Source organism: Haloplanus sp. GDY1, from assembly GCF_023703775.1.
Classification (GTDB): Archaea; Halobacteriota; Halobacteria; order Halobacteriales; family Haloferacaceae; genus Haloplanus; species Haloplanus halophilus.
Map to the genome: position 1 here is coordinate 18,423 of NZ_CP098516.1, position 22,536 is coordinate 40,958.

A 22,536-nucleotide genomic window follows, 5' to 3' on the forward strand; every position below is an offset into this window, starting at 1 on the left:
CGGAATATCCCTGTGAGAGCGGCTGTGGCTGCCGTCAGTCGGCGGCAAAACAAGGCACCTTGTATTCGACGTACTCGTACAACCGCTCAAATGCCCACTTGTGCCCCCACGACCCACCGGAGAGTCGGTCGCGGATGCCGGTCAACTCCTCAAACGCGATGACCGTACAGCCGTTCTCGGCGGCTTCTTCGATGATGCCGTTCGCAATTCGGTGGAGCATCATCGTGAACCGGCCCGTCTCTTTCCGACCGACAGACTGGATGTTTTCGTGGGCGTTGCGTGAACCGCACTGCTGGAGCGATGCACGCCGGTTCTCGTACTCCCGCCGCCAGTGGTCGAACTCGTTCCCGCTCCAGAACGTGCCCGTCGAAGTGACAGCAAGTTGGTTCACGTTGATGTCAACGCCGAGGACTGTGCTGTGCCCGGTCGTTGCCTCGTCCACCGTGTCGGACTCCATTTCCGCCTTTGTGCGGAGATGAAGGAACCACTCACCGTCTCTGTGGTGCAGTTCTGCGCCCGTCACCTCGTAGTCGTCGTTGTCGAGATACCGGCTGTGAGGTGTGTCGCGGTCGGCGTCAGGAAGGACGTACTGGACTTCGATACGCCCATCGACGGTTGCCAACGATACGTACTCGTCGTGGAAGGTCGCACACCGCTTGTCGTAGACGACAGTCGGCTTCGAGAAGTGTGGTTTGCCCGCGTACACGCCTTGCTTCCAGCGGGCGACGACACCCTGTACGGCGTCGGCGGCCTTGTTGCGGGCGTTCTGGACGAGGTTTGCGTGCAACAGCGTCTGGTCGCGTACCTCGTCATAGGTTTCTTCCTGCAACTGGGCCTTGCTGGTCGTCTTGTAGTCGCCCTGCCAAGCGTGGTCCACGACGTAGTTAGCGGCCCACAGAAACTCATCGACTGTCTCGCGGAGAAGTGCGGCGTCGTCACTGTCCACGTCGAGTTTGACCGGAACAGTGCGCCGCACCTCCATACGTCAGATGTATGGCTGATGGTTTATTACCGTTGGGGAGAAAAGGCAGCAACAGTCCGTGGTCTGTTGGGGGAGTTGTCGGCTTCTGCGCGCGGGCTTCGCCCGCTCGCACGGCCCGAGGCGCGAAGCGCCTCGCTGTCCTCTCCAGCCTACTCGCGTCGTCCTTCCGACCGGCGTCGGAAGCCCGACGCTCCTTGAGGCCGGAGGCTCCGCCTCGAAACCGCTGATTCAACGCATAAACGGGGTGCTACATACGTTAGTGCAGAATATAGCTACTCACCTGCGACGAGCAGAGACACGTTATCTATCTACCTCAGTGAGCGCGTCGGTGGCGACATTCCCAATTCACCAGCCTCAATATGCGAGTAGCGCTCTCGCACCATTTCCTCTCAGTCGTCTTGTTGATTGGCAGACGACGTGCCACGAATCTCGAAGCGAGCGCCACCACGGTCGCTAGCCGTCACATTAACCTCCCATCCGTGGGCCTCGGCGATCTGTTTCACGATCGACAGACCGAATCCGGTCCCCTCGCTCGCCGTCGAATAGCCCGATTCGAACACGGTATCGCGCTCGTCGGACGGGATGCCCGGCCCGTCGTCCGCAACGTAGAACCCTGGTGGATCATCGAGGGTTCCGACGGGCACCGTGCAGGCGTCGCTGGCGTGTTCAACCGCGTTTCGGAACAGGTTCTCGAACAGCTGTCTGAGCCGACTCTCGTCGGCTTCGATTTCCTGACTTCCGGTTATTTCCACAGTAGCCTCGTCGGTCTCGACGTGGTCCCAGGCCGCTTCCGCGACCGTGGCCACGCTGACGGTCGTCGTCTCCCCGACCGAACGCCCTTGTCGGGTGAGCGTCAGCACGTCCTGGATCAACGTTTCCATCCGGTCCTGTGCCTGTGCGACTGAGTCGAGATGCTCGCTGTCGCACTCGCGCTGGGCCAGATCAAGGCGTCCCTGCGCGACGTTCAGGGGATTCCGGAGGTCGTGTAAGAGCACGCTCGCGAACTCGTCGAGCCGTTCGTTTTGCCGGCGGAGTTCCTGTGTGCGCTCGCTAAGTTCCCGTTCATCGGCGGCACGATCGAGCGCGGCTTCGACGTTCGTGGCCAGCAGTTCGGCGAGCTGGACGTCCGTCTGGTCGAACGCGTCAACCGCCGTACTGTTGATGCTCAGCGTACCGTACTCCCCGAGCGACACGTAGAGCCCTGCTCGCGCATCGCCGCGGTCGAACCCGTCATCGAGCTGCTGGACATCCTCGCACACGCGGGTACGCCCCGACACGTACACTTCACCCACGGGCCCTTCGCCGACGGCATAGGTTGGCCGTTTACCGTATACCGCTTTCGCGTCCTCGGTGACGGCCACTGGTTGAAGGGATGTCCCGTCGACCGAGCGCAATCGAACCACGTTGGTCGGATACCCGAGGACGGATTTCGCTGCGGCCGCCGTCTGCCGGGCGACCTCATCTCTGGTCTTACATCGAAAGAGGGCACGCGTCGTCTCGTGAAGGGCTTCGAGGGTGTTCTCGTACTCCTTCCGTTCCGTAATGTCCCGGACGACGCCGACGATCCCCTGAAACTCACCATCCGAGACCAACAGTTGAATGTGATCTTCGCACGGAATCCGCTCGCCGTCGCTGGTGACGAGATCCATCTCGAAAACTCCCTGGTCGCGGTCCTCGTCCGTGAGCAGCTCCCGGATGAGCGCCTCGCCGGTGGCGACGTCGGTGTCGTCCATGACGAGCGAGACGTGGGCCCCGACAAGCTCCTCACGAGAGAAGCTCAGAAACGCCGTCGCCGCGTCGTTGACCGCGGTCAGATACCCATCGGGGTCGGTCGCGTAGACGATGTCGCCGGCCCGGTTGAGCATCGTTTCGTACCGCTCCAGTTCGAGCTCACGCTCCTTGCGCTCGGTGATGTCCGTGTAGATACCGTAGCCTTCGACTCGACCGGTCTCCCGAGTGACGACGACCGTTCGGAGCAGGAACGTCCGGCGCTCGCCATCGTCGGTCAGCCGTTGGGCCTCCTGGCCATCGCCCGTATGCGGGCTGAGCCACGGCTCGACCGGCTCGGCAACGTCCTCGGGCACGATGAGCTCATCGAGGCGTTGGTCGATAGCTGCGGACCCGTAGCCGAACGTCTCTCGAAACGCTGGATTCATTGCCGCGACGACCGGTGTCTCGTCCTCGAATCGGACGGTCACGACCGGGTCCGTGACCTGCTCCAGCAGGGCGTCGAACCGCTCTTGGGTCCGTTCGGAGACTCGAATCTCGGTAGCGAGGAGACGGAGGTACCCCTCGGTTTGCTGCTCGATGGCTTCACAGATGTCCGCGACGTTCTGGCTGGTGTATGTCTCGGTGGACGGGAGGCCGACCGTTCGCGCGCCCTTGTCGACCAGTGATTCGGCCTTCTCGACGTCAACGGCCTGGCTGAACCGGGCGACAAGATCGGCGCGCCTCATTCTGGAAGGAGCATGATGACCGTCGTGGTGTTGTGAAAGCCACTCAACTGCCTGAGCTGCATACACTGCTCGCCGTACGTCTCGAAGCCCGTAAACGGAACACCCAGTTCATCGTCGATGGCGGCGACCGCCTCCGCAAAGTCGTCCTCGAGGATGATCGCCCGGCAGGCACGTCGTAGACGAACCCGCCAGTCAAGGGGGGGGGGATGTCGCCGGCGAGGTCGACCGCTTCACGCGCGGCCTCGCGGGCCGACGAAATCTGCTCTCCACGAGAGCCGTACATGACCCAGAGCACGGTTCTCTCCGGGATTTCCACCGCCAAGTGTAACGCGCCCCCTCAACCGCGCTCGGCCACCGCATCTTGTACTGCTGCCCCTGGTTGATCCCGAATTCATAGAGCACGTCACGAATCCCACGCAGCAAAGCCTCGTACTCGTACGCATCCGCACAAAAAACCTGACAGAAATCGACCCGACTCCCCGCCAACTCCTCGATGGGTGCAGCCGCGGCTTGGATTCCAGCGTCGAATCCATCCGCGAGCGTCGAGAAGGCTGACGAGAAATCGGTCTGCATATGTGCCTACTTGAGTCATACTCATAAATTATGGGAACGATTCATCGGAAACGCCTGTCTTAGTCTCGGTCTCAAGATGCGCTCTAGGAACCCAGCCGTTGTGACGTCAGTCCATCGACCGCTCATCCTCATCCTCATTCGTCAGAATTCCGGTCACCCGGGAGGCCCTGTAACGCGGCATCGAAGTCCTCCTCCTCGAGGTCGGCAATTGTCTCATCGAGCGAGCTCTGGAGGTCCTCGAGATCCGATTCCAAAGCGGCAAACTCGTCGCTTTGGTCGAGTTCCTGCTGGGATTTTTCGGCCTCCAGCGCGGCCGTTTTCGACGTGAGCGCGTAGAGCCGCTGGAGTTGCTCGTCGTAGTTCGTCCGCGCGAGCATCCGCTCGACGACATCGTGAATGGCCTCCTCATCGAGGGGTTTTACGACGTACTCGTCGAACGGCAACTCGAGTACGTCGAAATCAGGATTGACGGCTGTCACCATCACGACGCGGCAGTCGTATCCCCGGTCACGGATCGCTTCGAGCACCTCGTCTCCGGACAGGCCCGGCATCCGTCGGTCGAGCAAGACGAGATCCACGGTCTCGTCGATCCGGTCGAACGCTTGCTCGCCGTCGTAGGCGGTGCGCGTACTATAGGACTCCTCTTCGTCTATCCACGCCGCATAGAGATCAGCAAGCCCCTTCTCATCATCGACGACGAGAACAGTCACCGATTCCGTCTCAAATTCAGTCGCATCCATAGGTAATCAGAAGCGATATTTTATAATCGAACTCGGCCCGGTTACTTATCGGTTATGGGCCGGAGGGTGAGCGTGACGATACTGCCGTGCGGCTCATTATCCGTAATGTCGACCTCGCCGCCCACGCTGGCGACGATCCAGTTGACCATCCACAGTCCGAGGCCACTGCCGTGCCTGAACGGCGTCTCGCCTCCTTCCGCAAGCACAGCCCGCTCATCTTCAAGGATTCCCGGGCCGTTGTCGAGGATCTCGATTTCGATGGAACCTGACGATGCGTCGGCTGGTGAGACGCAAATCGTTACCTCCGGGGTTCGGTCGGTGGTATGTTTGATCGCGTTTACACAGAGTTCACGTATGGCAACATCGAGCTGTGTGGGGGCGAGTACTACCACCGATTCCGGCAGTTCTGTTGCGATATCGGCGTCAGGGGATGTTTCCTGCACCGTTTCGGAGACGTCTTCGACAATACTGACGACGTCGGCCTGGTGAGACACGCCGCTTCGCTGGGAGAGTTTGTTTATCTTATCGGCCTTCTGACTCATTTCGACGAGTCCCGAAGCCGTCTCCTCGATCTTGCGGGCGTCGGCCGCCGCATCCCTCCCGGTTAGCTCGTCGACGAGGTTGGAGGCATGGCCCTGAATGAGATTCATGTCGTTGCGGAGATTGTGTCGCAGAATCCGGTTGAGCACCTGGAGTTGCTGTTCGCGTTGCTTGCGTTTAGTGATGTCCGTGTAGACGGCGTACGCGTCGCTCACCCGCGCCTCGCGTTCGATGGGCACGGCCCGGAGGAGGAGTTCGCGCGGCCCATGTTTCGTCTCCCGCCGCACCTCGGTAGTGATTTGGTCGCCCGCGAGCACGCGGTCAGCGTGATCGGAGAGTTCGGCGGCGCAATCCGGCGGGACTAACGCATCTACGAATGCTTCGCCAACGATCGCGTCGGCGTCGTAGCCGAACGTCTCCTCGAACGCTGGGTTGACCGCCCGAATCATCGGCTCACGGTCGATGAATTCGACCGCAACGATTGCATCCAACGAGTTCTCGAAGAGGGCTGTCAGCCGCGCGTGTTCCCGCTTTCGCTCGGTGATGTCACGGATGCTCAGTAGAACGTGTGGACGGTCGTTGACCTCCAGCACGGACGCCGAAATCTCCGTCCTCAATTCATCTCCAGCGGCCGTTCGGCAGGTGAACCGATCCGTCCAGCCGTGCCCCTGTTCGATCACCGATTCAAGGAACGTCTCGAACGGTTCCTGATCGGCGATGATCAGCTCGCGACCCAGATCCATCGAGGCCAGTTCCTCGGCCGAATACCCGAACAACGACAGCGCCGTCGAGTTACATTCCAACAGCGTTTTCTCCGCCGGATCGAAGACGATGATCGCATCGTTGGCGGCCTGGAGGATCTTCTGGTAACGGTTTGTGGTCTCTTCGAGTTGCGTCGCGAGCCGGCGCGAGAGGGCACGCCGTTCGACCAAGTTTTCGAGACGGTACGCCAAGGTGTCCTTCTGAATCGGCGAGTCAATCTGCTCGTCGACAGCATCCAATCCGATCGCGTCGACTCCCTCGCCGGATCGAGATCGGACCAAGAGTGCGGGCAGGAAGACCGGCTCGGCGTCTTCCTTGCGAGCCGCCAGTGCATCGCGGTGACGGCGCAACGAGGGATTGTCGATGATACAGAGATTGAACTCGCACTCGAATGGCGCGTCACCATCGGGGTGTACGGGCTCATACCCGTCCTGGGCCGCCAGCCACTCGGTCAACGCCTCCCGATTCTCTTCGGTTTCGATCACGAGGAGCGTCCGTGTCATAGACAAATCCCGGAGGACGGGTGAGAACTGACCGGCTCACTTCCGGAACGACCGACTGGGGGATCCATCTGGCGGTACACGCATCTAGTGCTGGCGATTATGCGTCCGTGTCGCCCGCCAGTAACGCGCGAATCGACGCCCTGAGTTCGGCTTTCCGCACGGATTTGTCCATGACGGTCTGGGCGCCATGGCGGAACGCCGCGGCTCTGTGCGTCTCGGGGGGCGATCCCGTGAGTGTCATTACGGGGACGCTGCGGTCCTGCAGGCGCTCGCACCGCTCCCAGACCGCGCCGGTGAACTCGTTGATGTCCAGCACCGCGATCGCGGGGTCGCTGCACTTCGACGAGCGTTCCCAACTGGGCGAGCGTATCGGACGGCCCGCCGCCGAGTTGCTGGAAGCCGGGAATGGCGTCGATCATCACCACGCTCGCGTCTTTGGTTTCGATGTCCTGTCGGACCGTTCCGAGGAATTCGTCAGGGGGGGGGGGGGTTGAGCGCCGACGGTTTGGCGTCTTTGACCATGAGCGTCCCCTGGTCGACCAGTTCCGTGACCAGGGGATTGATCGATTCACACCGCAACAGGAAGTCGCTCTGGCCTCCTCGAACTGGTAGATGATACTCTGCTCGCCGGGTGCCGCCGCTTCCTTCATGGACAACGCGCCCGTCATGGTTTTTCCGACGCCCCGACGGGCTCGTGGTCATCGTGGTCGTGCCGCGGGCGCTCCCCCCCCCCCTCCGGGGGAGTTCATCCACCTCCGGCACGCCCGGCGTGAGCGTCTCCTCCGGGGGCGGGCTGGCCGTCGGCGACGAGCTGTGGAAACACCTCGATGCCGCCAGTCGTGATCTGTAGCGCGTGCGCCCCGGGTCGGTATCGGAGCCGCGGAGCTTGACGATCTCGACGGTGCGTTCCGTTGACGGTGTGTTCAACTGAACGATGCCGTCGCTCAGGAGCTGGAGGCCGAGCGCCGTCCTACCATTTCCGGGTGGGTCTCGGACCAGATAGCTCCGCTGGGAGCGCAAGCCGCCGTTGAGGACGGTATCGAGGCTAGGGATGCCCGTGGACACACGGTCGGGAGACTCCATGGACGGGCTCATTGATTGATCTTGTTCTGCCGCCGGAGTCGTGTTCTGGGAGATTTCATTATCCATAATCTGCCCACGTATTGGTGAGCAGGCGTTCGATCGGTCGGCATGGAAGCATTACTGGCTCGCTATACGACTCATTCACACATCCGGCTTTTATAAATTGGGCTGGGAGCATCCGTTCTAGTTTAACGCGACAACCGACCGCCGTCTGTTGATCTGATATCGTCGCAACTACCCGGTTGAGAAACCCGGTGGAAAGTATGACCTACAGCCCACCGGATTCAGTCGTAGTTGACCGGATTCAAAGAGCGTTTCCCTCCGATGAGTTGCGCGAGCGCGCTCGCGCAACGAATCTCGTTGAACGTCAGCGCAAGTTCGACATCGTTGCACTATTCTACACACTCTCGTTTGGCTTCGCTGCCGGCTCAGACCGCTCTCTACAAGCATTTCTCGAACGCTACGTCGAGATGGCTGACTGCGACGAACTCTCCTACGCAGCGTTCCACAACTGGTTCGAACCGGGCTTCGTTGCACTCCTTCGAGAGATTCTCGATGACGCTATCGAGAATCTCGATACTGGACGAACCGACTTGAACGGACGTCTCGAACGCTTTCGAGACGTCCTGATTGCCGACGCGACTATCGTTTCACTGTACCAGGACGCCGCTGATGTCTACGCAGCAACTGGCGAGGACCAAGCTGAACTGAAGCTCCACCTCATCGAGTCACTCTCGACAGGTCTCCCAACACGGCTCCGCACAACCGACGGAACAACGCATGAACGGAGTCAGCTACCCACCGGAGAGTGGGTAGCTGACGCCCTCATACTCCTTGATCTAGGCTTCTACGACTTCTGGCTGTTCGACCGAATCGACCAGAACGGCGGATGGTTCGTCTCCCGCGTCAAGGACAACGCGAACTTCGAGATTGTCGAAGAACTACGGACGTGGCGGGGTAACAGTATCCCGCTGGAAGGGGAGTCGCTGCAGGCCGTCCTTGACGACCTGCAGCGACAGGAGATTGATATCCGAATCACGCTCTCGTTTGATCGCAAACGAGGGTCGGGCGCAAGCGCGACCCGGACGTTTCGGCTGATCGGTCTGCGCAACGAGGAGACCGACGAGTACCATCTGTATCTGACGAATCTCGGCAAGGAGGGCTATAGCGCGCCCGATATCGCGCAGCTCTATCGGGCGCGCTGGGAAGTCGAGTTGCTGTTCAAGGAGTTAAAATCGCGGTTCGGTTTGGACGAGATCAACACGACCGACGCCTACATTATCGAGGCGCTGGTTATTATGGCAGCAATTTCGCTGATGATGAGCCGTGTAATTGTGGACGAGTTGCGGTCAGTTGAGGCCAGACAGCGTGAGGCCGAAGCCGCCGCAGACGCCGACGAGTCGGCGTCGCGGCTCCCTCGGCGTCGCTGTTCGCTAGCCGTGGAGCGGCACGCTCATCTGATTCAGCTATATCTCATGGTTGAGTTGGGTTACGAACTACCGGATTTGGACGAGCTGTTGCTGTGGGCGTCACGAAATCCAAATCCACACAGGAAACGGCTACGCAGCCAGGTTGAATCGGGTGAGTTCAGCTTTGCTCGCCACTAAACTAGAACGGATGGGGCTGGGAGTTGTATAGCTGATGTCCTCCTCTCAACCTGATTTATTCGGGCAGTCTAGGATTTATTAAATATAGTCGCATTATAATTACTTACCTAACACCTATTGGCGAGTTCCGGAGTATATGGAATATGCGGAACGAAATATATCGGGGAGCAACAAAACTCATTAGATCCCGCAGTAACGATGCACTCCGCATTGTATTCCGATATACTCAAGATACGATTGATATTATGTACATAGATGAACAGATACTCAATGAGGACCTCTTACCACGGATTGAACGGCTCCGAACTCGCGCCCTCGAAATTGCTGAGATGTCTGCGGCAACAATAATTACCGCCTATGGTGAACTCGAAACTATCCTCGCTACCCATGACGATGCAATCATTCTCTACTTACTGGCAGGTGATGATGAAGGAATAATCGCCACTCATGACCGGACTGAGGCCCCCTTTAATAACGAGCTTCTCTGACCCGGAGTTGCAACCGGATATGCTGAACAAAGTATTGGTTGTGTCGCACACTACTTCTGGGATTTAACAGCGTGTTTTATGCTTTCGATGAGTAATTTACGGTGAGTATACTGTAAAGCGACGCCATCATGCGGTTTCCTGATTTTCTTCGTGTTGATGCCGGTGGTGCAAGAGTCGTGCGAGGTCGGCATTTGTCATTTTCTCTTGATCTAACGCACATTGAGCGGCGTGATCGATGGCGAGCGCCATCGATTCCAGGTCATGGCGCATCATGACTCGGGACAACTTGGCTGCGGTCTCGTTGCTGATCGTGACGGTCGTGTAGCCGTTTGGCGGCATATTCGCCCGAAAGCAGTGGTTTACTGTAAGCTTATCGTAATTGTACCCAGAAGCGCTAATCTTCGAATAAACCCCAGAAGTAGTGTGCGACACGACCTGTTGATTGGCGGCAAGGTACCGAAAGACGACGTCACGTTCAAGCAACCGATCTAGTTTCCGGGAGCTTCGGACGCCGATAGAATAGCCAAAGATGAGGACTTTCAACATCAGGACGGGGAGAAGGACGGCCGCCTAAGCAAAATTGGCAGTAGTGTCTTGTCAGCTATTACTGGAGATGTCATAGAACTATTCACGGGGAACGGTTTTCCGCTCACGATTCGGTAGATCAACTATTTCAAAGGAAGACGCTAAACAACACAAGGAGTTTGACCTAGAAACGACCAGTTGAAACACTGCTTGTCGCCCCCGGCCAGCCTTTATTATTGCGTGGGGCGTAGTATCTGGTAATGGCTGAAATCGTCTCGACGAACGATACCCTGGGTGGTGCGCCCCGAATCGAGGGGAGGCGTATCGGCGTCCACCACATCGCGAAGCGGGTACGTGACGCTGGAGACTCCCCAGAACAGGTCGCCGCCGACTACGATCTCGATATCGCCGATGTCTACCGTGCCCTAGTGTATTATTACGACCACGCTGACGAGATGCACCAGATCCAAGCCGAGTGCCAATCAGTTCCTGACGAGCTGTCTGTCGTTCGCGGCCCCGAGGACCTCGACTCGAAGACTCAGTCAGAGCCCGAAGCATGAGGCTGCTGGCTGACGAGCACGTCCCACCAGCTATTGTTTCTGCGCTCCGTGGTGAAGGACACGATGTAGCTGTCGTTGGGGGTGATGTTGATCTGGGCTCTGAGGATACGGTTCTCTTAAAGTACGCACGTGAAACCGACCGCCTCATTCTGAGTGAGGATACTGATTTTCGTGGGGCTGATCCAGAACTGAACGTTGAGCACCACCCCGGCATTTTGGCCTGCGATACAACTGCTTCGGCGGGCGAAATCGCTGCGGCAATTCGACGAATCGAGATGTATACCACCGATCTTACTGAAACGGTTCTCTACGTCCCAGGCAACTGGTTGTGACCACCTCAATAGCACCAAGAAACTGCTAACTAACTCGGACCACTACCCGTTTTCATAACCTCAGCCAGAAAAACGAGAAAAGGACTCCATCGCTGTCTCTCGATAAAACGTATACGTTCCGTACTCCGGGCGGTCAAAGCCTGGAAGGTCATCGTCGAGGCGGTCAACTGTGGACGCCCAGAGCGCCTCGGCGGAGCTGCACGCACCAGGATTGCGTTCGTACAATTGCTTCCGTAGTTCGCTTGCTTCGAGTGATCCGTGGTCGTCTAAGACTCGAGCAGCATCCAGCAAAACAGCGCGAGCGTGGTCACTCCGTGGTTCATTATTATCGAACCACCGTTTAAAACCGTCGAAATTTCGCTGTTCCTTAGCTGGTGGTTGGTCCTCTCTTGGCTGTTCTGTAGTAGCCGGGTCGTGATCCGGGGGGGGGAGCCATCCGATGGTGAACTCACAGGTGATGAGACAGAGGAGTCTGATGGTTGATCTCTCTCGAGTTGGAACTGTTCAACCTCCTCCTCGAGGTCGGTTATCCGTTGCGTGAATTCATCATAATAGTCGGCCAGTTCGTCAACGGTCTGTCTGATCTCCCCGACTCAGGTGCTATCGGCCGTCGTGATCTTATACGATATGTCACTATAACTGCATATTTTGTTTAGAATATGCTGTAGAAAAGAAGTCGTGAACGTTTCGTGTCGTTCGCAACTAAACCCAGCCGAGGCGACCCCCCACAGTTTCGGAAGATGGGCTAGTCTCAATGAGAATCAGCGACTACTCGGTATGATTTCGTGTGGTAAGTACCCGAGACCAGCACTGATTGGTCTCGAATACCGAGCGTGCACCAACAATTGCGCGGAAATCGGCGATGATGGACAGCGTTGCCACTCAACCATAGTGAGCGTTCGAGTGTCCAGGCGCTCAGTCGGGTGGAATCAGCGCCGAGGCGACGAGCTCGACACACTCGCCGGCAGTCAGAACCGGTGCATAGTCCATCTCGCTATCGACACCCTCTTTCAGTAGGAAGTCGGTGAGCCGCCAAATGTTGTACATTAACACCGCGAACACGAAGTAGAACAGTCTCACTCTGTAGTCTTTCGAGGAGGTCTTCGCGAGGAAGTCTCTCTTGGTGCTCTTGTACTCGTTCTCAATCTGCTAGCGGTGACTATATCGCTGGCAGGTCGACAGGATGGCTGATCCACATCACTGCAGCAGTCGTAAGTATTCGTGCGAAGGAGACGGTCTGATTATGAAAACAAGATCAAAAAGCGAAAATATTTATAAATTTTGTGTAACGGCCGAATTCATTTTGGTTGTCTTCAGCCGGTACGTCGTTAGTGACAAAATAGGTGTTCTCTCGCTCCGGATCTTTTTCGGGCATCATAGTTCTGGTTCTGTTCGTAGATAGAGATGATAAAAAACTAACCACACCTCAGCAGAGATATGTAAACAACTAGTAACACAATTATTAAGTGGCTCCCAATTAACCTTCACATATGTCACGACAAAACGTGACCGCGGACGGCATCGACCTCGAGATCTCGGAGTTCGGCCACAGTGGTCCCACCCCGCCGGCTATGAATTCCAGTTGTGGCGGCCCCGGCTGCGGCGGCCCCTCGTGTAACTCCGACTTCGCCCCCAACAGTAACTCCGAGTGCAACGCCCAAGCCAATTCCAGTTGTGGCGGCCCCGGCTGCGGCGGCCCCTCGTGTAACTCCGACAGCAACTGAACGGTTCGATCCACGGGCGGGCTTGGTCACATCTCGGAAGCATCCGAGGTGGAAGGGTATAGGGCGGTCGGCAGCAACTCCAACTAGTATTCTTGATATCCAATCCACTCGCGGGGATCGAGTCGATTTACAATCAGACGAAAAGATACGTCTACCGGAGCAAACTATGCCGAGAAGCACGAATCCGGTATCGATTAGCGAACAGGGAACTGGAACGGTGGGGCGAGTTCGATGTCCCCCTGCTTGAGCGTCAGAACTACTGGCGTAAGGGTTTTCTCACCCGATCGTCGGTGATTTACCCGCTTGATTCGTGGGACGACCGAACGTTTGTTACGGATATCGAGCGGGAACGGTCGAACCAGATAAATACATGGCACGGGATTGCCACCAGGAACAAATTATTGTTTGCCCGACAGCTTCGATCGGTCCCGAACGTCGATCACCCTACCGTGTTTGCCATCGTTGAGGCGGAGACCGTCGTGCCGGAACAATGGGGGAGTTCGACGACCGTCAGTATCTTTGACATCCTAAAACAGAAGGGGGCGGTCGTACTCAAACCGATTTACGGTTATCGCGGCCAGGGCATCTACGTGATTCAGCGACCCAATCCCGGCACATATCTCCTCAACGGAGAGAAGACGACGGAGAACGACCTGCGATCGTTGATCGCCTCGCTCTCCAGATACCTCGTCACCGAGTACGTCGACCAAGCGGCGTACCTCCACGCCATCTATCCGGAGGCCACGAACACGCTTCGGCTGGTGACGATTCGGCCGTCGACAGCCGAGTCCCCACGGATCATTGCGGCCGTCCAGCGAATTGGAACGGATACGACCTCGCCCACCGATAACTGGTCGAATAATGGGCTCGCGGCGCAGATCGACCGCAACGCTGGCGAACTGATGGCGGCAGTTGGCCTCAGGGACGGTGAACGGGTAGCGTTCGGCGAACACCCCGATACGAACGCACGAATTAAAGGGCGGCGGATTCCGTGCTGGGAATCGATCCGTGAGCGGACTGTTGAGGCAGCGTCGGCGTTTCCGGAACTCCCGTATCTCGCTTGGGACGTTGTCCCTCAAGACGAGGGGCCGCCAGCCGTCATCGAAGCGAACGCGTTCCCGGATGTGGATATACTGCAGCTCCGCGAACCACTCTTGAAGGATGAGACGACCAATGCGTTTTTCGAAGATCACGGCGTCATCTGATTCGTAGCACCGAAAAACGGGGCGTGGAGGGAAGAGAGCAACAAATATTTCCATCGACGTACACGTTCCAACAGAACCCCAAACACTATGCTGGCTGCTTTCGCGGATTTCGATCCCAGTCCGCTCCCGGCGCTGGATCTTGTGATTGCGATCCTCCTCGGCCTGTACACGCTTCTGGCGGTACTGCAGTCGGTGAAGCCAAAGCTGTTGTTCGCGCACGTCGGCCATGTCGCTCGATTTATACCGCAGTACAATTTTTTTGCCCCGGAAGCCCGTATCTTGGGGTTTAGATTTGCATATCGAGACAGATTAACTGATGGGACTCACACCGAATGGACGTACGTTGACGATATTGCGTTCCAGTTCCGGCCGTATACGTTCCTCTGGAACCCCAGACGAACGACGCAAAAAGCACTGGATGTCGTTGTTTTTTGGCTACTTTCGTTCGTAAACTTTCATCACGATATGGGAGAGGGGATGCGAGATCTGACCGCAATCGACGGCGAGATACCCCACTTCTCACATAAGATGCTGATCGAGTTCACGAAATCACAACCCCACCACCCGGACGCCGAATTGACGCAGTTCATCGTCAAGCAGTCTGTACGGTCACAGGAGGAAGACCGCCAAATGCTGCTCTCCAGGTGGTACGAGCTACGAGACGACGGTGGCGAAGATGATTGACGATGGGACGGTACTACGCGTACTCCAGGCTGGGGTAGCCTTGTACTGCATTGTGACCGGCTTGCAGGCGATTGTCGAGTTCGACCGCTATACCAACGGCGGCGTGCTCAGTTCCAGTATCGCCACGTTACAGTTCGAGAAGGAGTGGCAGGCACGGCTGTTTAGGCTCTTCCTCGGCGATAGGCGATTCAAATACGTACTTTACATACACGTCTTCGCCGGAGGGCTGCTTGAGATACAGGCGATTGTGAACGACCTTTCGCCGTGGAGTCCGCTGGTCCTCCTCTTAACGACCATTCTCTTTGGAATCCGACACCATGCGGGACTGAACGGAACATACCATGTCAGTCTGGTTGTCCTTCTAGGGATACTCTGGGCGTCAATCACCACGTCGGCGCTCGCAATCACGTTGGCAATCGGCTTCGTCACTGTGCAAGTGGTGCTGTCATACACGGTGGCCGGATGGCTGAAACTCACTGTTGCAGATTGGCGAAACGGAACGATGCTGAGTGACATCGCTGACGCAGAAATATGGGTCGCAGACGGCGCCTCGAGAGCACTTGCCCGATTCCCTGCAGTGACGAAGCCACTCAGCCGGGGTATTATCGCCTTCGAGTGTCTGTTCCCGATCGCGCTTGTTGCTCCGAGAGAAATCACAATCGGGCTGCTTGTCGTCGGATTGGGTTTTCACGCAATCAACGCACTTAGCATGGGGTTCAACACGTTTATTATCATTTACCCAGCGACCTACCCGTCGATCTACTACACCAATCGCCTGCTCCATGCGGCTGTTGAGGTCCCATACCCACTGTGACCGTGTCGGCCTGCCTGTCGCCATCGGCCGACCCTGCGTTTGAAAAAACGTCGCGCTTCGCAAATGCGCGAGCAGGGCGATGTCGAACGAGTACTTAAGCCGAACGTATCACTTCGAAGCGTCGACTACAGGTGCTTCGCCATTCGGAACAGTACCTCATCGTTACCTGTGGCCGTCATAAGCTGCATACTCTCTGGCACAGGGTGTGCCGCCCCAACCGGAATCGCGAGCGCCGGCGCGTCAACGACGTTCGCCGGGAAGGTGTACCGGAGTAATTGCGAGACGGCAGCAGAGGCGACTGGCCGTCGGGGGACCGGACACCCGATTGTTGGCAGACAAATACCGTCCACGGTCTCCAAGAGCCTCTGGAAATGTTGCTGGAACTCCCCGAGCATTTCGTCGGCTGCCGCGTACGCCCGCCCGCCCGTCGCGGCGTTCACGCCCGTCGTGACGAGGAACACGTCCTGCAACACCTGCGATCGATAGCCCGTAGCACGCGCCTCGGCGAGGCTGTCGACGACGGAGTCCCGGATCGCTGCACGCGGGATCGTCTCGAATCGGCCGGCGAGAACCTGCAGGAGATCTACGGCGACGATAGTCGCGTAGGCCGTTAAGAGTCGCTCCAGCGTTGTGTGTTCCGGAACCAGATTGATCGTGCGAATCCTCCAGTCGGGCGCTTCTGGTGTGTGCCGTAGCACTTCCGCGACGGACTGTCGGTGTGCCTCCGGGACCCCGATCTCGAACGGGGGCGACGGCGGAGCCTCCAAATCGGGGAGAACGTATCCGGTTCGATCCAGAAGACGCTTGATTGCGTCGGGGGTGGGTGCTTGAATGCCAACGGTGTCGAAAGACGGAGCGAGCGGGAAGACCCCGTCGGTAGGCAGGACATCCGACGTCGGTCTGTAGCCCGCGATGCCGCAACACGCTGCCGGGATTCGGGTGCTGCCGCCGGTATCCGTCGTAATCGCACCGTCCACCGTCCCCGCCGCGACGGCGGCTGCACACCCGCTCGACGAACCGCCGGGAACAAGATTTGGTGAACGAGGGTTCCGGACGGCCCCCAGTTCACTTTTTGTACCGGTAACGCCGTACGCGAACGCGTCCATGTTGGCTGTTCCGGAGAGCGTTAGATCGGGCGCCGCTCGTATCGCGCCGACGACAGCCGCGTCGGTCTCCGATTGATGACAGAACGACTGGCTCCCGGCCGTCATCTTCGTCCCGTTGACCGCGATACAATCTTTCACGATCAGGTTCAGGTCGCCCGTTTCCGCGTCAGTAGTCGCCGTCCCGAAATCGTCGATTATGGCGCCGTTCTCGGAGAGTTCGACATCCGTCGGGCACCCCGTCTCCGCATCCGGCTCTCCTTTGAGATTTAGCTGAACCCGCACGTCGTGCATCGCCGATCGGAGCTCCGTTACTGCGACACAGTCGAGTGCAAGGTGTTCAGCGATTGTCTCCGCCCGCTCTTTCGGGAAATCAGAGTGCATATTTGTCGGATTGCGGTGGATTCGGTGCTCCAGTCTGCCCCGCTACGTGTCCCCATACGGCCACTGACCGCGAGCTTTCAGTTCAGTTTTATAGTGCTCGTCGAGCAGGTCGCGGATCTCCGTTCGGGACTTCCGGTTGAGAGGGGCAGTGTGGTTCGCCAATCGAACAAGCACGTCCGCGACCTGAATCGCAATCGAACGGAGGTTACGGATGTCAATCTTGTCCGTCGTGTCGGCCGCCGTATGTTCCCACCCGCGTCCCGTGCGATCGGACGCCGCGCCGACCATCACCCCCGGAACTCCCTCTTTCACGACCGCCCACTGGTCTCCGTGCGGGATGATTGACGAGTCCGTCGAAAGCGGTGTATAGAGAGCTTTCGCTGTCTGCTCGAATGGGGACTTGAGCGCCGTAAATGAATTAAGGCTGACGTGAAGCGTCTCCGACCCGGTCGTGCCGTCGAGATTGACGAGACAGGTTATCTCAGACAGGTCCCGCTCGGCCGCCCACGCCGTCGAACCATACAGTCCAACCTCTTCGGCGCCGAATCCGACGAAGCGAAGCTGTGTATCTAACGAGTCCTGAATCTGTGAGAGGAGCCGGGCGAGCTCTACCAGGAGCGCACACCCTGCGGCGTTGTCTGCCGCTCCCTCGCCGAGGGGGTGCGAATCGAGGTGTGCCGTCACGACGACGGCCCCCTGTGTCTCCGGTCCGACGACCGCCTCGATGTTCCGCGAGGTCGCCGGTTCCGTTTCGCAGTCCGTCCGTAATCGTACCTGCGGCCGGTCGCCGTAATATCGACGAAGGCGGATTCCGAGTTCGGCAGATACCCCGGCCCCCGGAATGGGCGCCGGGCGGTTCTCGTAGCCGATGTCGCCGGCCGGCGGGAGCCGCCCCTCAACGCAGTTTCTGAAAAGAAATCCGTCCGCTCCGCAGTCCACGGCGGCGGCGTACTTTTCCATCCGGTGAACCCACCGGTCGCACGACTGTGGATTTTCGCTGCTGGCCATCACGATCGTTCCGTCCAGATCGAACGCGCGATACTCGTCAGGATGTGCGTTTCCGACACACACCAGTTCCGTGGTTACGTCTCCGGTCGGCGATCCCGACAAGGCTCGTATGTCCAGTTCCGGGGTTGAGGTCCGCACATCTCGGTCGGCAGCGGAGGGAACAGTCAGCGATGCTTCGTTTTCAGACCACTTCGGGACCGAGAACTGGGAGGTCGTGACACGCTCGGCGTAACGTGAGAAGTGATCTTTGAGTACCGATGCCGCGGTGGCTTCCCCCTCGTGGCCGGCCACGCGGCCGTCGATCGACGCGAACTCGATCAGCGTCTTCCAGAGCTGACGGCTCCGATATGCCTGTCCAACAATCCGGTCTGGTAGTTCTACCATGAGTGTCGTTGCGTTTGGGTGGTGGCTTTCGTTACTCCGCGTGGTGTGAGAGGATTTGTACGGTTCGACCCGTATCGATGACTTCCGTGGCCGTGCTGTACCGTTCGACGTTGTCGCGGACGGTCTCAATCCAGTAGTGATCCCCCCGGAATCCGGCAGTAACAAGGATCATGTCCGCGGCAGCACTTAGCGTCCGATACTGCTCATCAATGAACTCGGGTAGGAGGTGGAAATACGGATCGACGAGTGCTAGGTCGTAGTGTCGATCCGGCGTGAAGTCGAACGCGTCGCCTTCCTCGAACCGAACTTGATCGCGGCACTCTCGGAGGTTCTCTCTCGCGCTCGCGAGGTCGAGATCTAGGCACGTTACCGCCGACGCACCCCGTTGCAGCGATACTTTCGCGAACGCCCCCGACCCACAGAAGAGATCAAGCACGGCGTCGATGTCGTGCTCATCGAACAGGCGCTCGATCGTTTCGATCGGCGCCGGTTGCGGTCCTGCGACGAGCGTCCCACCCCCGAGAACGAGCGAATCGAGACCGTACTCGTTCATTTTATCGACCAGTCGGCTGTCCTCCCTGACGAGGTTTTCCCGGATGGCAGTTTCCAGAGGGATTTCTCGATCGAACTGCTCGCAGTGATCGGCCGCCGGCACCGCGTTCACGTCGACGTAATACCGGAAGTCGAGCGCAAATTCGTCCTGCAGGTGTTTCGCCAACCACCCACCGTAGAGGTTGTTGTAGAATCCCTTGTAATCCCCTTGCTCAAATGGCGTCGCTTGGCCCAGCAACTGCGCGCGATTGTTTGTCGTCACGTTCAATAGAAACAACACATCGATATCCGTCGGGAACGTCGACCGGCGTTCGACTGCCTCGAAGGAATCGATCTCGTATTGGAACTCGGGGTCAAGGATCATACCGTCGACGAGCGATCGGAATTCCGCGACAAGCTCGGCTTCGATGCGCTCTAGGGTGGATTCGCTGACGAAGTCCGTCATACTGACCGCCCTCCGAGTAACCCGGTGTAGAGCGTCGTCTCCGGCTCGTTTTGCAGCCTAAGGTAGGAATCTGCCCGGTCTTCGATGAAACCACCGTACGGACGACAGGCGAGTCCACGCGCCTCCGCCAACAGGCAGACGTTCTGCATCAGGTGACCTGCTTCGACGTTCGCGTAACGATACCCCCGCTCGCCGTACTTTCGTGTCGTCCGTTCCATGCGGGCCGTGACGAACACCACTACCGAGACGTTCTCTCGGATGTCCCTATAGAAGAAATCCAGGTCAGTGACCGCACTGTCTGTCCGGAGTTGCGCGAGGCAATTTTCCTTCACGTCGTAATGGTACACGCCCTCGGCCAGATCATCGCCGGCGAGAACGGTCACGTACACCTCCAGCGGGTATCGCGCTCCTCCCGATGGGTACGCCCGATAGTGATCGTCGTCTGTTTCGCCGTACTGTGTGATGCCCGCCGCCTCGCCGATACACGCTGACAGGTCCTCGATAGACACGGGACGTTGCTCTACGGCGCCTAGCTTCGGGGACCTACGCTCCGAGATCGCAGCTCGGAGGGGTTCATCAAGGTCGACGTCGGAAGACAGCGGAATCGTGGTTCCGGCGTCGTACTGCTTGTAGTCGATTTCGCTCCAATTTTCTAGCGTGCCGCCGGCCTTCCTGACCTCACCCAGCTCGAAGTTTTTACTGCTCTCGTGGAAGATCCAGCGGAGCCGCCGGCCGTCAAGTGATTTTCGTGACGTCATAGGAACGGGTGTGGCGTATCGTTGAGTTCTGCTTCGTCGTTCGGTGCGTCCAGAAGTCCGACATCTACCGGGACCGTATACAGGCGATCCCCCCCGAGATACCGATAGTCGCGTATTAAATAGAGAGGGTGAAGAGCAGGAATGACGGCTTTCACGGCAACGAAACCCTGGTCGGCGATATCATCTGTCGTCGCGTCCACGACGAAACACCGGAAGTCGTTGTCCGAGAGCCATTGCAAAACCGCGTTCAGGACATCGTTAGGGCGCTCCTCGTCGCTCGGTATCGGCTGCGGCTCACGGTCGGGGTCCAACCAGAAGCTCAGGTCGTCCTCGGGGTCCCTCCCAGTCCAGTAGTGCGCGCGCTCGTTGAGCGAGATGATGTCGCCCGGCTCCTGAACGGCGTCGCTATCGCTGGTTTCCCACTTGCTAATCTGCAGGAGTTCGCGCATCGCGTCTCTAGCCGCCTCAAGCTGGGTCGCCGCCGCCCCGAGTCCGAGATCGATCATGCGGTTTTTCCGGTCGGTATAGCCGACAGCGAGGCAGGTGTATAGCGGTTGATCCAGGGTGAGGTCCAGAAGGGTCACGTCGAGGCCCTTCTGTCGGCAGACGCTGTGATACGTCGCCAGTCGCTCGTCATCAACGCTCGTCGGATCCAGAACCGGAGCGGGGAGCTCATTCAAAAAGTGGATGACGAAACTCTCACGCTCGATCACCTCGCCGATACCACCCAGCACTGCTTTCCGCGGTGAGGTGTGTGCGGCCGACCCGTTGGATGTCGGATTTCTTATCTGGGGGGACTCAGGGAATGGGAGATACACAGTCTGGGCGGGAATCAGCGTCCGTTGGCCGGATACCAGTTCGGTAGCTGCAGTCCAGTAGTACTCGGCCTCCCGAATCTGCTCGCGCGTGAGATCCCTCGCTTCGAGCTGCCGGTCGCTAAACTTGTTGAAACAGAGGGGATCGGCTGCTTCCAAGGACACATCAACAGCTTCGCCGTGTGCGAAATCTTCCAGATCAGTAAGCGTGAAACAGTACCGCTCGATTGCTTCGGCGAGCGCTTTGATCTGCGCTTTACCTTCGTCGAGCCCCGACCCAGTCGTATTTTGCGGATCGCTTCGACCCGTGTCGCTGAACACTGTGGTGTCTTGAACCCGTGTGACGTACTGATATACGTTGGAGTATTCGTGGTAAAAATCGTGGCCAGCAGCGTACTCCACAATCGGACCGACATGCTCGTCAACGAGGTCTTCGGCCAGCTGTAGGGCTATCTCGATGGGTAAGGCCTCGTCCGCTACCAACTCGTTTTTTGACGGGGTCGCTAATTCGTCCCGCATGAGTCACACCCTGGAAGCTTCAACACGTCCGATCTGTTCAATTCACACGACTCTATGTCGTACTCGATGTACGAGCCCTCCGAGACAGCGGTCCTCCCTTCAAGAAGCGCAAAAAGCGTCTCACGAAGGAGAAGACTCTCTAGGTGCTGATACGCCAAGAGCGGCGCATTAACAGATTCATGGGGCATCTTCCGGTCAGCCAATGCTCGCCGCACCTCGGTTGGGGCATCGGAACTCGCTAACCATCTGGTGTAGAAACAGTGGTAGCACGGCGTGCTAGTTGGACGTGTCAACGGTCCGATCCGCAGCGTCGTCCCGCAGATTCTTCCTGGCAAGAACTGGTAGTCGTTCGCCATCGCGTCGGCAAGAAGATATTCTTGCCAGTCCGGCCGCTCGTTACTTGCGACCGAGAGAAGTAGATTGAGATTATCTCCTATATCTTCCCGCGTCGTGTAGTGTTCAACTGTAACGTACTGTTCCAGCTGCTCCAGCACCGAATTAGGGTATTCAATGTGTTCAGACGAGATGATTCCGACAGTCTGCTCTTGAAGTCGTTCTCGGGATCGTGCCGGATCCGAAGCGAGCCAATCCAAAATGTCGCTCTGAAACTGGTCTTCGTCGGGGAAGATGATCCGTTCCTCTTCCAAATACGAAAGCAGTTCTTTCGCTACCGTTTCGCTCAACTCTGTCTCGGAGAGGATCTCGTCAATGGTTCCGCCCCCCCGGAGAATCATCAGAACCTCCTCTACCACCGGAACAGTCCCGCCGGTCACGTCCTTCTCTGCCGTTGGTGTAGTGACTACGGCTCGTGTGTCAGTAATACGAGTGAAATCGGCGTATTCCGGGAACAAGTACTTCTGAACTCTATTTTGATTAATAATGATCACGCCTATTGGCTGGCATTACGCTATAAACATACTCAGAGGTAATCAAGTTTAATGCCGTGATTTAAAAGTCCTAACGAGGGAATTCTTCGAGAGACTGGTGAAA

19 protein-coding genes and 3 pseudogenes are annotated in these 22,536 nt (G+C 58.0%); 8 read left to right on the plus strand and 14 right to left on the minus strand.

What is annotated here, in order from left to right; all coding sequences use genetic code 11:
* Positions 1 to 58: 58 nt before the first annotated feature.
* The 5 genes and pseudogenes from NBT67_RS16870 to NBT67_RS16895 all read right to left on the minus strand — a co-directional run.
* Positions 59 to 982 (minus strand): annotated as a pseudogene (locus tag NBT67_RS16870) (RNA-guided endonuclease InsQ/TnpB family protein); the annotation flags it as partial.
* Positions 983 to 1,371: 389 nt separating this feature from the next.
* Positions 1,372 to 3,438 carry a sensor histidine kinase gene (locus NBT67_RS16880; protein ID WP_425498942.1) on the minus strand — a complete coding sequence of 689 codons (2,067 nt, stop codon included), beginning with the start codon at positions 3,436 to 3,438 and terminating at the stop codon, positions 1,372 to 1,374.
* A gap of 707 nt (positions 3,439 to 4,145) precedes the next feature.
* Positions 4,146 to 4,751, minus strand: coding sequence for a response regulator (locus NBT67_RS16885; protein WP_251344621.1), 606 nt, complete (start codon positions 4,749 to 4,751; stop codon positions 4,146 to 4,148).
* Between the two features lie 41 nt (positions 4,752 to 4,792).
* The gene (locus tag NBT67_RS16890; RefSeq protein ID WP_251344622.1) at positions 4,793 to 6,556 is read right to left on the minus strand and encodes a PAS domain-containing sensor histidine kinase; all 1,764 of its coding nucleotides are present in this window, start codon (positions 6,554 to 6,556) and stop codon (positions 4,793 to 4,795) included.
* A gap of 97 nt (positions 6,557 to 6,653) precedes the next feature.
* Positions 6,654 to 6,872 carry a PleD family two-component system response regulator gene (locus NBT67_RS16895; protein WP_251344623.1) on the minus strand — a complete coding sequence of 73 codons (219 nt, stop codon included), beginning with the start codon at positions 6,870 to 6,872 and terminating at the stop codon, positions 6,654 to 6,656.
* Between the two features lie 378 nt (positions 6,873 to 7,250).
* Between NBT67_RS16895 and NBT67_RS16900 the strand changes: the two genes are divergently transcribed.
* Positions 7,251 to 7,406: a hypothetical protein gene (locus tag NBT67_RS16900; protein WP_251344624.1), complete on the plus strand. Its 156-nt coding sequence runs from the start codon at positions 7,251 to 7,253 to the stop codon at positions 7,404 to 7,406.
* A 77-nt stretch (positions 7,407 to 7,483) separates the two neighbouring features.
* Here the strand turns inward: NBT67_RS16900 and NBT67_RS18220 are convergent.
* Positions 7,484 to 7,705 (minus strand): annotated as a pseudogene (locus NBT67_RS18220) (ATPase domain-containing protein); the annotation flags it as partial.
* A 188-nt stretch (positions 7,706 to 7,893) separates the two neighbouring features.
* On the opposite strand from NBT67_RS18220, the gene NBT67_RS16905 reads away from it, so the two are divergent.
* Positions 7,894 to 9,246 (plus strand): IS4 family transposase, encoded by a 1,353-nt coding sequence (locus NBT67_RS16905; protein ID WP_251344543.1) that lies wholly within the window; start codon positions 7,894 to 7,896, stop codon positions 9,244 to 9,246.
* 143 nt (positions 9,247 to 9,389) lie between these two features.
* Positions 9,390 to 9,734 carry a DUF7522 family protein gene (locus NBT67_RS16910; protein WP_251344625.1) on the plus strand — a complete coding sequence of 115 codons (345 nt, stop codon included), beginning with the start codon at positions 9,390 to 9,392 and terminating at the stop codon, positions 9,732 to 9,734.
* A gap of 126 nt (positions 9,735 to 9,860) precedes the next feature.
* On the opposite strand, the gene NBT67_RS16915 is transcribed toward NBT67_RS16910, so the two are convergent.
* Complete coding sequence (locus NBT67_RS16915) at positions 9,861 to 10,280, minus strand: transposase (RefSeq protein ID WP_251344626.1); 420 nt, start codon at positions 10,278 to 10,280, stop codon at positions 9,861 to 9,863.
* A gap of 239 nt (positions 10,281 to 10,519) precedes the next feature.
* Here NBT67_RS16915 and NBT67_RS16920 point away from each other — a divergent pair, with 239 nt between their 5' ends.
* Positions 10,520 to 10,819: a DUF433 domain-containing protein gene (locus NBT67_RS16920; RefSeq protein WP_251344627.1), complete on the plus strand. Its 300-nt coding sequence runs from the start codon at positions 10,520 to 10,522 to the stop codon at positions 10,817 to 10,819.
* Positions 10,816 to 11,151, plus strand: coding sequence for a DUF5615 family PIN-like protein (locus tag NBT67_RS16925; RefSeq protein WP_251344628.1), 336 nt, complete (start codon positions 10,816 to 10,818; stop codon positions 11,149 to 11,151). Before NBT67_RS16920 ends, NBT67_RS16925 begins: the two co-directional genes overlap by 4 nt.
* Before the next feature lie 915 nt (positions 11,152 to 12,066).
* On the opposite strand, the pseudogene NBT67_RS16930 reads toward NBT67_RS16925, so the two are convergent.
* Positions 12,067 to 12,330, minus strand: a pseudogene (locus tag NBT67_RS16930) (transposase); the annotation flags it as partial.
* 637 nt (positions 12,331 to 12,967) lie between these two features.
* Between NBT67_RS16930 and NBT67_RS16935 the strand changes: the two are divergent.
* The 3 genes from NBT67_RS16935 (at position 12,968) to NBT67_RS16945 (ending at position 15,578) form a co-directional block, all read left to right on the plus strand.
* Complete coding sequence (locus NBT67_RS16935) at positions 12,968 to 14,080, plus strand: sugar-transfer associated ATP-grasp domain-containing protein (RefSeq protein ID WP_251344629.1); 1,113 nt, start codon at positions 12,968 to 12,970, stop codon at positions 14,078 to 14,080.
* A gap of 87 nt (positions 14,081 to 14,167) precedes the next feature.
* Positions 14,168 to 14,764 (plus strand): hypothetical protein, encoded by a 597-nt coding sequence (locus NBT67_RS16940; RefSeq protein WP_251344630.1) that lies wholly within the window; start codon positions 14,168 to 14,170, stop codon positions 14,762 to 14,764.
* Positions 14,757 to 15,578, plus strand: coding sequence for a hypothetical protein (locus NBT67_RS16945; protein ID WP_251344631.1), 822 nt, complete (start codon positions 14,757 to 14,759; stop codon positions 15,576 to 15,578). Before NBT67_RS16940 ends, NBT67_RS16945 begins: the two co-directional genes overlap by 8 nt.
* A 125-nt stretch (positions 15,579 to 15,703) precedes the next feature.
* Here NBT67_RS16945 and NBT67_RS16950 read toward each other — a convergent pair whose 3' ends face one another.
* From NBT67_RS16950 to NBT67_RS16975, 6 genes are all read right to left on the minus strand, one after another.
* Positions 15,704 to 16,975 (minus strand): amidase, encoded by a 1,272-nt coding sequence (locus tag NBT67_RS16950; protein WP_251344632.1) that lies wholly within the window; start codon positions 16,973 to 16,975, stop codon positions 15,704 to 15,706.
* A gap of 132 nt (positions 16,976 to 17,107) precedes the next feature.
* On the minus strand, positions 17,108 to 18,457 hold the full coding sequence (locus NBT67_RS16955) for a M28 family metallopeptidase (protein WP_251344633.1): 1,350 nt from the start codon (positions 18,455 to 18,457) through the stop codon (positions 17,108 to 17,110).
* 31 nt (positions 18,458 to 18,488) lie between these two features.
* Complete coding sequence (locus NBT67_RS16960) at positions 18,489 to 19,454, minus strand: methyltransferase domain-containing protein (protein ID WP_251344634.1); 966 nt, start codon at positions 19,452 to 19,454, stop codon at positions 18,489 to 18,491.
* A complete protein-coding gene (locus NBT67_RS16965) occupies positions 19,451 to 20,212 on the minus strand; it encodes a SagB/ThcOx family dehydrogenase (RefSeq protein WP_251344635.1) in 762 nt (253 codons plus the stop codon). Before NBT67_RS16965 ends, NBT67_RS16960 begins: the two co-directional genes overlap by 4 nt.
* Positions 20,209 to 21,546, minus strand: coding sequence for a YcaO-like family protein (locus NBT67_RS16970; RefSeq protein WP_251344636.1), 1,338 nt, complete (start codon positions 21,544 to 21,546; stop codon positions 20,209 to 20,211). Before NBT67_RS16970 ends, NBT67_RS16965 begins: the two co-directional genes overlap by 4 nt.
* A complete protein-coding gene (locus NBT67_RS16975) occupies positions 21,531 to 22,397 on the minus strand; it encodes a TOMM precursor leader peptide-binding protein (protein WP_251344637.1) in 867 nt (288 codons plus the stop codon). The genes NBT67_RS16970 and NBT67_RS16975 overlap by 16 nt, the downstream gene beginning before the upstream one ends.
* Positions 22,398 to 22,536: the final 139 nt, after the last annotated feature.